Genomic DNA, 14,303 nt, shown 5'->3' with positions numbered 1-14,303 from the left:
TTCTTTTTAATGAACTCGCCATCTCTCGGCAGTGCTGCGTATTCTACTCACCTCAGCTTCTTTGTCAAACACTTTTTGAAAAAATTTCTAAGATTTTTTTTGGGCGTGTTTATAAGCTCAATTTTACTAAGCGTCGTTTTCCAACTTGGATAATAAAGATATTACCAGGAGGTAAACTTAACGAAGGGTCTGATATTTTCTCACCATCGACTTTTACAGCACCTTGCTTCACTAAACGTATAGACTCCGATGTGCTTTTAGTCAAGTCAACCTGTTTTAAAAGTTGCGCTATCGTTGTACCAGGTTCATAGTGGACTTTTTGTAATTCCAGATCCTCTGGAACCGCTTTTTTTTGAAATCGTTCAATGAACGATTGATGAGCTGCTTCAGCCTGTGGTTTATCATGAAAACGAGTGACAATTTCTTTTGCAAAATCGATCTTTACATCTCGAGGATTTAATCCTGCTTTAACCGCTTCTTTCAATTTAACAATTTCAACAATTGATTTCTTACTTAAGAGATTAATATAACGCCACATTAGCTCATCTGAAATGGACATGAGTTTGCCAAACATTTCATCTGCTGGTTCAGTAATACCAATATAATTATCATAGGATTTGGACATTTTACGTATGCCATCTAATCCTTCTATAAGAGGTAGCATCATAATAGCCTGCTGCTCTTGGCCAAAATGTTTCTGTAATTCACGTCCCATGAGTAAATTAAATTTTTGATCCGTTCCACCAAGCTCCACATCTGCATGAAGTGCAACGGAATCATATCCTTGAATTAGTGGATATAAAAACTCATGAATGGCTATCGGTTGACCGGAGGCATAGCGTTTACTGAAATCATCTCGTTCTAACATTCTAGCTACCGTATGGGTGGCAGCCAGACGAATCAGATCCACGGGTGTTAAGCGATTTAGCCACTGGGAATTAAAAGCCACAGTGGTCTTTTCATAATCTAAAATTTTAAATACCTGGTGTTGGTAGGTTTTCGCATTTTCAAGTACTTGTTCGGCACTTAGTGGCTGTCGAGTAACGTTTTTACCGGTTGGATCACCGATCATTGCTGTAAAGTCACCAATTAAAAAAATGACTTCATGGCCAAACTCTTGAAACTGACGTAATTTATTTAAAAGCACCGTATGTCCTAGATGAAGGTCGGGTGCAGTTGGATCAAATCCAGCTTTAATTTTTAAAGATTTTCCCTGTTTTAACTTGGTTTGAAACTCCTCAATGGGAAGGACTTCCTCACATCCGCGTAATAGCTCATCGTACATTATTTCTTTATCGACCATAACAGCAAAACCTTTTTAATGATTGACCTGGCAACGTTCAGCGGGTATCTTAGCCCGGATAATTTATTCCTGCCAGGGTTTGTTGATTTTTAATCGCTATGCGTAAGAACCAAGCATTTTGCGAATACCCTCCAGTGAGTAACATGTTTCTAGGAAAATAGATTTGTCCCGTTAACATACCTAGTAGGACTTAACCCCCTTTCCTAGGATTATATAGTACAAATTGTACAGACCTTAATTTTTTTAGTGGCCTGTCAACAGAATTCCTTTTTTGATAAGCGCATTTTAAGGCATAGAATGGATCTAAAACATGTCAACCAAAAAAAACCAGCGCAACCTTCAAAACTTGTTGCGCTTGTTGCCCTATTGGTCGCCATTTCATTACCTGTCGTACTGGTGAAAACATTTCGAGATAAAAAACATGGAATGAATGCTTCTAAATCGTTGTCTTTCCCTAAATATCAAGCATCATCTGACGATGAACAAGTTGATAGTACAGATGATGAAGAAATCCAGGAGGAGACCGCTTTAGTAGAACCCTCTGAATCACAAGCAGCAGAAACGCCAGCTGAGCCAGAATCGAACGAAACTGCTCTTGAACAAACCTTACCTACGCCAGAACAACGGCTTGAAAACTCTCCGAAAGCTGAAGACAAATGGGAAGTGATTGTTACAAAGGACGGTGACACGTTGGCAACCTTTTTTAACAAACTAGGTATAAATAAGCAAACCCTTCCTGCAATTTTGCAAGATAACCCTCATGCCAAAGCGTTATCTAACATCAAACCTGGACAAAAACTGCAATTTGCCGTTCACAAAGATGTTTTAGATAAGCTGATTGTGCCTCTAACCCCAACGCAATCTATTTTGATTTCGCGCCACGGCAGTCGTTACGTGACTCAAGTTAATTCCCGTAAACTCAGTAGCCACAATCATTACGTCACCGCAACGGTTCGGGGTTCGTTATATGGGACGGCTAAACGATTCGGAATTTCCTACAAACTAATTCAACAAATGGTAGATATTTTCAATTGGGAAATTGATTTTTCTAAAGATGTACGTGCTGGCGATCGATTTACTATCGTATATAAAGCCTTTTTTATTGAAAATAAACAAGTTGGAACCGGAGAAATTATTGCCGTAACTTATAGGACAAGTCGAGGCAAAACGTATCAAGCATTCAGGCATACCAAACGTAGTGGAGAAGTTGATTATTATAATGACAAAGGGCTAAGCTTGCGAAAAGCTTTTTCACGTTACCCACTATCGTTTAGCCATATTAGTTCAACCTTCAGTTTGTCGCGTATGCATCCTGTGCTTAAAAAAAGAAGACCTCACAAAGGCGTCGACTTGGCCGCTCCAATCGGAACACCGATTCGCGCGGTAGGCGATGGTGTTATTGCATCCATTGGACGTCAAAATGGCTATGGCAATATGATTAAAATTAAGCATAATGGCGCTTATAATACTGTTTATGCCCACATGTTGAAATTTCAAAAGGGATTATCGCGAGGTAGTCGCGTCAAGCGTGGTCAAGTTATTGGCTATGTCGGTCAAACTGGTTTAGCAACCGGCCCTCATTGTCATTTTGAATTTCACATTAATGGCAATCCTAAAAATCCAACGACCATTGATCTTCCACGGGCCTCACCGGTTTCGCCCCAAGAGCTAGCTTCGTTTAAATCGAATGCCGGCGCTCTTTTGGCTCATATGAAACTCTTTGAGGAAGCCCATCTTGCCTCGGAACAAAGTCACTCAACTACCGCTAAAGGTTAGGAAGCGCCCGATTCTTCATGTGGCTTGCCCTAGGAACGCATGCTAGTTACGTAAACAGATAATGACAAACAACTACGGTTGCAATTATCCCTGCTAAGTCGGCTAATAGTCCCGCGGGTATTGCATGACGAGTTCTTCTAATGCCAATTGCGCCAAAATATACTGCGACCACATAAAAGGTTGTTTCGGTGCTCCCCATCATGGTTGCAGCCGCTTTTGCAATAAAGGAGTTTCCGCCATATTCATGAATTAATTCTGCCATCACTCCAGTTGCTGCACTGCCTGAGAAAGGACGAATGAGCGCTAGTGGAAGAAGCTCTGGAGGCATTCCTATAGCCGTAAGGAACGGGGCTAAAAAAGAATAAGTCAGCTCAAAAAAACCAGATGCTCGTAGCATGCCAATGGCTACCATCATAGCGATAAGATAAGGAAGAATACTAATACTGACTTCAAATCCTTGCTTAGCCCCTGTAACAAAAGCATCAAACACATTTATCTTTTTAATCGCCGCATACAGTGGAATCCCAACCACAAAAAGCAAGAAAATTAAATTGGAGATCTGATTGGCCAAATCGCTCATAGGTTTAATCCGAATCGATTTTAAAATAGGAAAGTTTTGCAAATTGCTTCACAGCCACGATCCCTACGATGGTGGAAACAGTCGTCGCTAATAATGAGCTGATAATGACATTGCTTGGATGTAGATTGCCATTTGCCGCCAAGAAAGCAATCGCTGTGGCAGGAATTAATTGTACGCTGGAGGTATTAACAGCGAGAAACGTACACATCGCATTACTTGCTGTGTGAGCGTGAGTATTTAAGCGTTGTAACTCTTTCATCGCTTGTAACCCAAAAGGCGTAGCCGCGTTCGCGAGTCCAAGCATATTCGCTGAGATATTCATCACCATCGCGCCCATCGCGGGATGCTCAACTGGAACCTCTGGAAAAAGGCGTTTCATAACCGGTCGAAGAATACGTGCAAATGTATTAATCAGACCAGATTCAGAGGCAATCCCCATAATTCCTAACCAAAGTGCCATAATTCCGGTTAAGCCAAGCGCTACTTCAAACCCAAGCTTCGCTGAGTCGGTTACAGCATGAACCACCTGATCAAGCCGCCCTTGAATAAAACCTACGATTACCGATAAAAATATCATGCCTAGCCAAATGGCATTTAACATTTAAATCCTCCAAGAAAGAATGGATAGGGGAACGTCTCTAACTTTCGCCAAAAAAAATTTCGTCTATACTATTGCACTCTATCCACAGGTTTTTTTCATTATGAAACTAATAATTTTTATAAAACAACTCCCAATTGCTATTATACTTTTATTAAGCAGCGGTTTGCTTGCGGCAAATAGCGTCGATCCTGAACAAAAAGCCGATAAAATAATTGAACAATTGTATCATAGGCTTAAACAGAAACCGATCAATAACATGCCGGCTCGAATTGAAGCCTTTAGTGCCCTACTCTTGGGGAAACCTTACCTGTTAACCGCATTAGGAGAGGGAAAAAATGGTGAATTTGATCAGTTCCCTTTATATCGTTTAGATGCGTTTGATTGTGAAACTTATGTAGACACGGTTTTAGCGCTTGCTTTGGCCAATAACTTAAATTCGTTTAAACAATGCATTCAAAAAATTCGCTACCACGATGGTCAAGTCAACTTCGCCCACCGCAATCATTTCGCCAGTCGCGATTGGAACCGAAATAATCAATCTCAGTCTTATACTAAAGATATCACGACCACTTTTACTGATGAGAAAAACAAACCCGTAGCTAAGCGGGCCAAAACCATCATCGACAAACCTTCGTGGTATCAGCATTTTACACGTTCCAAAATTCGAATTAACGGTTTAAGCGAAGAACAAAAGCAGCAGAAATTAGCTGAGTTAAAACAAATAGGTAGTAAGCTGGAAGTAGCGGAAACAGAAATTCCTTACCTTCCTTTAAGTGAGTTATTTAATGAAAAAGGCGAGCCGAATCATTATTTATTCAAGCAAATTCCCAACGCCTCAATCATTGAAATTATTCGACCCAGCTGGGATCTTCGTAAACAAATCGGAACACGTTTACACGTTTCCCATCTTGGATTTGGGATATGGGTTAACGATACGTTAATGTATCGCGAAGCTTCATCGATTCATCAAAAAACGGTTGACGTTCCTCTTGTAGATTATTTACGAAACACATTAAAGAGCCCCACTATAAAAGGCATTAATGTGCAGATAGTGGTCCCGAAGCAAGTACTTGGCGAACATTGTGAGGTTCATCCTGAAAAAGATACGCATTAAATTATGTTGTACGTGCCGATCGCAATGGTGCGGTTATAAGGCAACTGATAAAACTCAATATTCAAATTAGCTGAGTAGTTTCTAACCAGGAACGCAAATAATTTTTCTTGCCAGTAAAACCACAAAGTGTCTTTCTTTTTACTGGCAACGACGTTTGGTATTTCTAATAAATAGGTTGCAGCCTCGATATTGACTTCAAAAGGTAATAATTTTCGCTCGTTAGCAACATATAAGGCCTGCGGAATTGAAATGGTGTCCATGAAGCCATAATGTAGCGTTAATTCACAGACATTTTCCTTGGGACAATGCATCTCAAACCGATCCGTGGAGGAGACATAAGGAATATTTTCTACCTTATAATTGACGATCAAAATATACTCTGGCAGTGTGCGCACCAACTTTAAAAAGTGTAAAAAACTCCCACCACTTCTATCATACACATCGGTAATAAAAATAGCGGTTGTATCGGGCAGGTGGTGAAGACTTTTGTAATCAAATTGTTTTAAGATTTTCGTGTATTCTTCTTTTTTAATATAATATTCTTCTTGAAGATACTGCCGGCCTTGATACCAGGTGTACATAATAAATGCACAAATCATGGCAAACACCACCGGAACCCATCCGCCCGTCATTATTTTTTGAATATTAGCCCCTAAGAAAGCAAAATCTATGATACCAAAGAAACTAAACATCAATATTAAATTTAACGGATGCCAATGCCATTTTTTGATGGCTAAATAAATGATCAGCATGCTGGTCATGATCATGTCTAAGTTGACTGCAATACCATAGGCATGGGCCAATGCATTTGAACTTTTAAAGGTGAGGATTAAGAACAGTGTACCCAATGCCAAAATTAGATTCATTTGTGGGATATAAATTTGCCCCCGCTTGGACTTGGAGGTTTGAATAATAGGCAGATGAGGATAAAGGCCTAACAGTACTGCTTGCCTTGTTAGTGAAAACACAGCCGAAATAACCGCCTGTGACGCAATAATCGTAGCAACTGTGGCAATAACTAATAAAGGAAACGAAAACCATTTTGGAGCAAGCATGTAAAAAGGATTAACGATTGCGTCAGGGTGGTTTAGAAGGTAAGCCCCCTGGCCGAAGTAATTCAACAGCAGTCCAGGCAATGCAATGGTAAACCAACTCACGCGAATCGGAGTCTTACCAAAATGCCCCAAATCAGCATAAAGCGCTTCGCCTCCGGTCACCACCAGAAAAATGCCGCCTAACAGTGCGTAACCAGTCCATCCATTGACCACAAAAAAATGATACGCATATAAAGGGCTGACCGCTTTTAATACCACAGGATTTTGAATGATATGAACAAACCCTAAAATTCCTATAGTCACGAACCAAATAAAAATAATTGGTCCAAAAATGAATCCGATTTTAGCGGTGCCATAAGATTGAACTGAAAATAATCCGATTAAAATAAGAATGGTGAGTGGAATGACCCAGTTCGATAGTGAAGGAACGATAATATTTAATCCTTCAATAGCACTGATAACCGAAATAGCGGGCGTTAACATCCCATCTCCGAGCATGAGACCTGCCCCAAAAATTCCCAGAACAAATAATATTCTGGCCTTATCACCCATGTGACGTTTTACCAGTGCCAATAAAGCGAGGATCCCACCCTCTCCATCGTTGTCTGCACGGAACAAAATGACTAAGTATTTTAAAGAAATGACCAGGATGAAGGACCAAAAAATTAGCGATAAAACCCCTAGTACATCGACTAAATTAATGGGAAGTCCATAAAGCGATTCCCTCATAGCGTATAAGGGACTCGTTCCGATATCTCCATAGACCACTCCCAACGCCGCTAGGGACATAGTAAAAAGTGTCGGATTTGTCTCAGACATTCGTTCACTCAAATTAAGATATCCTTTAAAAATCAACTATTAAATCCTAGCCAAAGGATATCAGTGGTCAGTTTGCAAATCAATCTGACGGTAAATACCGGGTGCGATTTTAAGTGCGGTTAAATCTGTTTCACCTCGCCCGCTTGCGGGAAAGGTCGACTGAGCGTCGATTTTTTCTTAGTGTAATTTGTAATGACTCTTTCATTGTGCGCCCTTAATATTTAATGCTTCGCGAGCGTCGAATTGTTATTATTGATCAATTCTTTTAATTGGTCGGGGTGCTTTTTAAGAAGAGTTAAGAGAAGACTTAACGGTCTTGGGATTGCGTTTACACCCTTTTCGTATCGATTAAAGGCATTGATACCACCACCAAAAAGGGTGCTTGCTTCTTTTTGATTTAAATGCAATTTCTTGCGGATCTCTTTTATTTCGCTTGGCGGCAAAAGCCCATCTATTTTTGCTTTTTCTTCCTGAATATTGGTAAGGACGGATTTATCATCGTCAGCACTAATAATACCTTCACCACAGGCACCACACCACTCTGCAGGTTGATCGATATAAAACGTATGACCTTTGTATGTGTAAGGCACATTTTTTATATCATGCTTTAAGGCTTTTTCGCCACAAATAGGGCATGTATGTTTTGTCATCTTACTTCTCCTTAAAAGAGAGAATTAGCTCCCCGCGTGTACCAACCTGAAACTTAATATATAACTCCACACCATTAAAACGTGATTTATAGACATCCTGCCATGCGCTAAATCCAGTGTGTATTGGTAACATGGATTTATAAAAATTCCGTGTTGTAAGCGCCTGAATAGCATCCACCACATCTTTGTTAGTAAATCCCAAGCTAATTTGACCTTGTTTGGCAGAGTAGGTCATGTTCAGCTTATCTTCTTTGTTAAACACTTTCTTAATTGTTTCTAAAGAATAGCTAGGTAGCCTCTTTTCGGTCATGGTTATCCTTTTGATAACCTTTAAGGTTATTATAGCAAGTATTCAAATAACCCCAAAGGTTTTTTTATTTCGGCTTAACTGCTTTTTCTAGAATTATGGTTTAGGTTAAACTTTCTTCTAATTTTAATGGCTTAAACAGCAACAATTCAAACGCATCAAGGCTTGATTTGCCACCTATCAATAACTGAACGGTTTTGGAGCGACCCTCATGGTTTAATGTCCACTGTAAGCGATACCCTTGTTCATGCTTTAATTTGCTCGCGGCTGAATGCAGGAGATGGAAGAACCCCCATGGGCCGATAAATTCTTTGCTCATTAACATGGTATTATTAGATTGAGTGATACGAATGAATGATTCGTGATCGATGGCGTCGCTAGATGGCCACTTAAACGTTACCCATTCCTGAGGTCCATTATGATAAGGAAAAGATTGACCATTACTCACAAAAAGGATTTCTTTTACACCTGCTGAGGGAATAGGGTAGACCAGGAAACGAAGCGCTAAATCGCCTTGACCTTGAGGAAATAAAGATTGTGTCAGCTGCTCAATGATTTCAATATTTCTTAAGAAAGGCTTTGAAAATGGAATAGACACCCCCAGCCACTGTTTTGCAATATAATGCCCTCCTTCACGGTGTAACATTGTTTGCAAGCGCTGTTTAAACTCGGTCACTATTCCTTGGTCTGGGCGGAAAAAATTAATAAAGAGACCTAAATTCGCATCTTGTCCTGAGTGACTAAAAGGAAAGCTCGTGGCTAATTGCTCTTTAAAGGGCGTAAGCACGGTTTTCTTCCATTCACTCTGCAATCCCCGCAAAGATTCATAAACTAAGGCACGATAACACTCTTGTACCGGCGATATGAGTATATTTTTCAATACTCGACGTTCAGGAAGATTACTTACTCGATTCATCAATTGCTCAATTAAAATTGAAGTGTTATACAATTCCGTCTCTTGTCCTTCTCCACCCAATAAACGAGCTACATATTTTTCAGCGGCTTGGCTCAATTCTGGACCAATGGATAACCGTTCTGTCTCTTGCTGTAACTTCTCCAACTGTTTTAAATATTGCCCTAGAATAGGATTGGAAGTCATATTGGTTCGGGTAACCTCAAACCAAAACATCATTTTAGTTTTAATAGAAGACGGTAATGCGCTTATGTCTGTTTCTGGCAAAAATGAATTAAGTGCAAAATTTGCATTAATGGTTTGGAATAAGTGAACAATGGAACCCGTTTCCTGCTCTAACATACTAAGCTGTAGCGCTGCTTCGTCATAACTCTTAAAAGGGATTATTTTGAGCGAGGTTAGAAAGTTCATCCAATGCTTTATATACTGTTGAAAGTAAAGGGTGTGCAATTCATTTATTAATTGCTCTGCGGATCTTTTATCATTTAAAGACTGTATTGGTGATGTGGCCATAACCAGTTGATTTAAGGGAGCATGAATCACCCAATCGTGCTTTGCATCCCTACGGGCATGATCAACGATAGAACGTCTTACCGCCTTATCAAAGGCATCACGCGAGAAAAATCGTGGTAAGGGATATCCCATCTGCCATAAATGGGCTTCATCGTCACCAAAAACGACGTCTTCTTTGAAATAACCAAGGCTGTTTATAAAATATTGTTCGATCTCAGCATACACATTGCTAACGCCTGATGTCGTTTTCAAGTCATGGCGTGCAAAACCGATTAACTGACGATTATACGTTGCTAATTTTTTCCGCTCATGCGCATCAAGTTGCTTTAAATACTCTAAATAGTTTTGGCTTAAGTGAAAAAGCCTGGATTTCGACATGGCAAGGGTTGACTCAGGGAAGTCCTTTAACCTCTTCCAATTCGTTGCAAACGTTTTGGTTGCAACGTCTAAATCAATTTGTTGTGGAAAATTGAGCATTAAATAGAGCTTGAGCTGGGTATAATAACTTCCCCGCATCGCAAAACGATCTTCATCACTAGCGTTTACCCATTGTTCATGAAATGCCTGCAACTCCTTGGCTAAATGTTGTTTAATCGACCTGTAAACCAAATGTAATCCTTGTGCCAAAATTTGATCATAGGGATCAAGTTGGCTTTTGACTTGGTTTATTCCCAAGGTTTTATACCAAGTATTTGATTCTTTGAAGTGGCGCAAATCATAGATATGCTGGGCAATGGGATATAACATGGTTAGATCAAATGAATGCATAGGATGATCAAGCGCTTGCAGTCCTGATTGTGCTATCGCTTTACCACGATGAAGCAGTGTTGCATGGGTTAAATACGCTGAAACCATCAATCCTAAACTGCTGACAAACATTAAAGTAACCAAGGTGCGTTTTATTCGATAAATCCATTGTTTTCTTTTTTTTTGATGGTTACTTAATTCAACCGGAACGTTGACATTAAACAATTGTTTAGTCATTAAATCATGTGCAAAATAGCCTTGAGACTCTGAGGACTTATGTTGATCCCCGACGAGATAACATCCCGCGAAATTTATTTTCTCTTGATATATGGAATCTTGGCTTAATTCATGAACAAACGCATGCAACGCGTTCGATAAACGCTTGAAATTCAGAGGAAAGCTCAAAAGCTCGGTTGTTTCTATAACGTATGACTGAAGAGAAAGTTGCTTAAAGCATCGGGCATAAATGCCCCCATAAATGGATTCGCCCCATTGCTTAAGCTGCAATGCCCTGCATTTATTTTGATCAAACGTGATGCCAAACACTTGCTTTTTTAAATCAGAGCCTAGTGTTTCAAAGCATGGCCGAAAGCCACCAAGACGATCACACTGGGTTATTACTAAGTGGATAGGGAGTTTTATAGTTAACGCTTTATAAAATTTATCTAATTGACTAAAAACCTTCTTTCTAAGATTACCTTCCTCGAATAAAGTCTGCGCACTTACCACCAATACAATCCCTTTTAACTTGGGTTTAATTTTAGTTTTCTTTAATTCGGTGATAAGCCATGGCCAACGCTCCTCATCATATAAAATTGAACCAGATACATCTATCAATACTCCATCTGAACAGTAGCATTGTTCATAATAGCGCTTGGTGTCTAGGTCTTGGCTTTTAACGTTCTGACTAGAATGTTCCAACGCATGCAGAAGCTTAGTTTTTCCCGATGATGGAGGACCAATCATTAAGTGCCATGGAATATTTGCCTTTGATGCTTTACGTCGGAGGTGTTTTTGCCAGTTGAATGTTTTAATTTCATGCCAGTGGTTTCGGAACACAAGTTCTACATTATGAAGCCAATGAGGTTTACCATATTTGAAGAGATACCATCCTCCATACACCAAACTTGCGACACTACTCAAACCCAAGATAATTCCACCTAAACGAAACAATGATTTCGTTAAAAAACCTAGGATTATCAAAAAAAAGAGCAACACTAGGCTAAAGAGGATTAATTTTTTTTGGGGCTTCATTCCTTTAATAAGTTGGACATAATATTTCATTCTATTCCTTTGAGAATTCAAATTTTAACGATTTAGCAATGGCCTGTTGATAATTATGGATTGGTGTACGGGCTTGGTGGGCTTGATAATGAATAACTCCCACAAGAATCAAATAGAGAAAACCTAAAGTCGTTAGTCCCCAAAGACTAAATATCAGGAGCTTAGATTTAGACGGTTTAGGTTCTTTAAAGGATAAGGTTTCATCTCTAAATAGGACGTCTAACACTGGATAATGACGTATGTGTTCAATTTGTGTTTTGAGCGCTTGTTTTAATTGGATTAATTCAAACTTGTCTTTTGTTTGATATTGACCTTCAAAACCCAACTCAAGACAAAAGTAGTAAATTTCCAGACAGTCTATAAATCGTTCAGCTTGCAGTCTTAAATGATTAAGTTTGATAAAAAACTGTTGGCCGGCCGTATTTTCGTCAAAATATTCTAGCTGCAGCGGATTCACTAACCAAATCTGACTTGTCGGCCCTTCCTGTCTGATAATCAATTCGTCAATAAAAGCAATTAGGGCGTATTTACAAAGCGCAAGATGTTCTGGTTGTACATTTTTTTCTAGTGCTTGTTGTTCAAATTGATTGAGGGCTTCTTTACATTGACGACGTAACGCTTGTGAATCAAGATATTGCTCCTGTTCCGAGCCAGTTATGGTTCTAATTAGGCCCATTGTTTGATTCAAACCTAGAAATAATACATTCATCGCAAGAAATCCTTGTTCACGAGTAAGAAATGATTTCAAATGGCATAAAAGCCAGATCAGGGCTAACAAACAATGCCAGCTTATTTTCCGATAACACACCATCCCATAACTCGGATTGCTTGTTTAGGACAAAATAATGATAGTTTCGCTTGGTGATTAATTCTTTCATGGGTTTATTTAAATAATGAAAATCAATTCCTTGAGTAAAACTTTGAACAATATCCATCAGTTGTGAGGGGGCTGCAATTTTAACTTGCGCCGTAATTTTCTTAATAAGCCCTTCCGTCATTTCTTCGTGAAAAACCGCCAAACAAAACTGCTTTGCCATGAGTTCGGTTGGGCTTAACTCATTTGATTCGAATCGTGTTTCAGAAATTCTTTGCAAAACAACGTTCAACGTATTAGCAGGCATGACTTGCTTCAGGATGGTAAGAAAACGCTGATTTAATTCGTCGAAAAGATAATGTAAACCGTTTTGATTGTAGGAAGGCAATGGCGACTCAGATAAGGGTTTATCTAAATATCCCCATAACTCTCCAATTAAGGCGATGCATACTTCATACAATTCAAACGGATGTTTGGATGGCAAGGTTTGGAGTTGTGATAAAAGCGCAAAATAGGTCGTTAATGTTTTCGTTAAATTAAAATAAATAAAATTCCGATAATCAAACGAACCTTGTAAATCTTGATGTTTTACCTTTTGAGCATTTAACTGATGAATGTAACGTTGCAATGTGTTTTTAAAGCTAGAAATCCATGAGCTAATATAAGGTGAAGCACCAAGTCGTAATAATGGTGGACAATAGCTTTGGCACGTTTTGTAAGATCCTTGAAGTGTATCGTATTCAAGTTCCGCAATTTTGATTCGAACATCATGTTCCAAGCGATCTTCGTTCAGAGTTAAACGAAGATGTTGTTTAGCAACCAACACTTCTCTTGTTCTACTGGAATCATATAGATCAGCTACCCGCTCATACTTCCCCAGCCACGCTGGATGGATTGACGTATTATATCCCGTTAAGCCATCTATCATTTCAGAAGTTGAGAGAGTTATATATACATCAAGTTTTGCAATAGGCTCCTTAGGCAGCTCAATCATTAACGGCTCATCATAAGCATCATCAAAGTCAACCCACCGCCCATCTTCCAATAAGGCCACACAGCGATTGACACGGAATTGCCTTTGCGGCAAAAAGCTCTCATCTACGGTTAGAACAGCAATTCCCCAGTTATAGGAATGTGAGTAATTTTGAATTAATCGCTGCTGATGATGCTGAAAATTATCCCAAAGTTGAAAATGCTGTTGTCCAAGTAGAATTCCTTCCGCCCAAATAACCTTTCGATACGATGGCATCACTGAATCTCCACTGAATTTTGGTTAGCCATAATCACCGTAGGCTTTAGATAGGTTCCCACAGAACCCATTAAGGACTTTAAGGATTTCCATCGCTGTCCTTCAGGATGTCTAAACAGGCCAACAACGGCTAGATATTCCGCTTGTTCCTTAGGGATCATTTTGATCGATTCACGTTCTCCAGGATTCAGTGTGAGTTCTTTTTTCTCCAGCAACGTTGCTCCCAAAACCTGAACATCCTGTTTCCATAATTGTCGAAAGGTGGCTTCTCTAAACAGTGTTGGATCACTTAATTGATAAATTTTAATTCTTACAGGGAGAGACTGACCGGCGTTATCCCGATTTAATTGCTTGGTGGCTGATACCTGCATTCGAATGGGTGGGTGCATTACTGAGGCGCAAGAACACAATAAAATAGATAAAACGCATAGCGTTAGAAAGCGATTTTTCATCTTAAAGACTTCCTTGTTAAGGTTTGAACTTGATTCGTTTTAGTGCATAAACAGGTGATAAACCCATGTTAGGGATTTAAGAGAATTCTGGGGATTAAGGTAGATTTCCATATAAATTTCCTATTG

General features: G+C 39.4%; 12 protein-coding genes. 2 read left to right on the top strand and 10 right to left on the bottom strand.

All coding sequences use genetic code 11. From position 1 onward, the window contains the following. Positions 1-109 precede the first annotated feature (109 nt). Entirely contained in the window at positions 110-1,303 is a 1,194-nt protein-coding gene (gene tyrS / locus E1O47_RS09515) for a tyrosine--tRNA ligase (protein ID WP_133131022.1), read from the bottom strand. 297 nt (positions 1,304-1,600) lie between these two features. Here tyrS and E1O47_RS09510 point away from each other — a divergent pair, with 297 nt between their 5' ends. Continuing rightward, a complete protein-coding gene (locus E1O47_RS09510) occupies positions 1,601-3,079 on the top strand; it encodes a peptidoglycan DD-metalloendopeptidase family protein (RefSeq protein WP_133131021.1) in 1,479 nt (492 codons plus the stop codon). 46 nt (positions 3,080-3,125) lie between these two features. Here the strand turns inward: E1O47_RS09510 and E1O47_RS09505 are convergent, their stop codons facing one another. Then, positions 3,126-3,659 (bottom strand): spore maturation protein, encoded by a 534-nt coding sequence (locus tag E1O47_RS09505; RefSeq protein WP_133131020.1) that lies wholly within the window; start codon positions 3,657-3,659, stop codon positions 3,126-3,128. 4 nt (positions 3,660-3,663) lie between these two features. Continuing rightward, positions 3,664-4,260 (bottom strand): nucleoside recognition domain-containing protein, encoded by a 597-nt coding sequence (locus E1O47_RS09500; protein WP_133131019.1) that lies wholly within the window; start codon positions 4,258-4,260, stop codon positions 3,664-3,666. A 100-nt stretch (positions 4,261-4,360) separates the two neighbouring features. Here E1O47_RS09500 and E1O47_RS09495 point away from each other — a divergent pair, with 100 nt between their 5' ends. Then, positions 4,361-5,374 (top strand): N-acetylmuramoyl-L-alanine amidase-like domain-containing protein, encoded by a 1,014-nt coding sequence (locus tag E1O47_RS09495; RefSeq protein WP_133131018.1) that lies wholly within the window; start codon positions 4,361-4,363, stop codon positions 5,372-5,374. On the opposite strand, the gene E1O47_RS09490 is transcribed toward E1O47_RS09495, so the two are convergent. From E1O47_RS09490 to tssJ, 7 genes are all read right to left on the bottom strand, one after another. Further along, positions 5,371-7,248 (bottom strand): potassium transporter Kup, encoded by a 1,878-nt coding sequence (locus tag E1O47_RS09490; RefSeq protein WP_133131027.1) that lies wholly within the window; start codon positions 7,246-7,248, stop codon positions 5,371-5,373. The genes E1O47_RS09495 and E1O47_RS09490 overlap by 4 nt on opposite strands. Positions 7,249-7,469: 221 nt before the next feature. Then, the gene (locus E1O47_RS09485; RefSeq protein ID WP_133131017.1) at positions 7,470-7,898 is read right to left on the bottom strand and encodes a type II toxin-antitoxin system MqsA family antitoxin; all 429 of its coding nucleotides are present in this window, start codon (positions 7,896-7,898) and stop codon (positions 7,470-7,472) included. A gap of 1 nt (position 7,899) precedes the next feature. Then, positions 7,900-8,208 carry a type II toxin-antitoxin system MqsR family toxin gene (locus E1O47_RS09480; RefSeq protein ID WP_133131016.1) on the bottom strand — a complete coding sequence of 103 codons (309 nt, stop codon included), beginning with the start codon at positions 8,206-8,208 and terminating at the stop codon, positions 7,900-7,902. Positions 8,209-8,308: 100 nt separating this feature from the next. Continuing rightward, the gene (locus E1O47_RS09475; RefSeq protein ID WP_133131015.1) at positions 8,309-11,662 is read right to left on the bottom strand and encodes an ImcF-related family protein; all 3,354 of its coding nucleotides are present in this window, start codon (positions 11,660-11,662) and stop codon (positions 8,309-8,311) included. A gap of 1 nt (position 11,663) precedes the next feature. Beyond that, the gene (gene icmH / locus E1O47_RS09470; RefSeq protein ID WP_165475094.1) at positions 11,664-12,371 is read right to left on the bottom strand and encodes a type IVB secretion system protein IcmH/DotU; all 708 of its coding nucleotides are present in this window, start codon (positions 12,369-12,371) and stop codon (positions 11,664-11,666) included. Between the two features lie 16 nt (positions 12,372-12,387). Next, positions 12,388-13,725 (bottom strand): type VI secretion system baseplate subunit TssK, encoded by a 1,338-nt coding sequence (gene tssK, locus E1O47_RS09465; protein ID WP_133131013.1) that lies wholly within the window; start codon positions 13,723-13,725, stop codon positions 12,388-12,390. After that, entirely contained in the window at positions 13,725-14,177 is a 453-nt protein-coding gene (gene tssJ / locus E1O47_RS09460; protein ID WP_133131012.1) for a type VI secretion system lipoprotein TssJ, read from the bottom strand. The genes tssK and tssJ overlap by 1 nt, the downstream gene beginning before the upstream one ends. Between the last annotated feature and the right edge of the window lie 126 nt (positions 14,178-14,303).

The organism is Legionella yabuuchiae (assembly GCF_900640115.1).
Lineage (GTDB): Bacteria > Pseudomonadota > Gammaproteobacteria > Legionellales > Legionellaceae > Legionella_A > Legionella_A yabuuchiae.
Note: the sequence above shows the minus strand (reverse complement) of the source record. Positions and strands in the feature narration are given on the sequence as shown.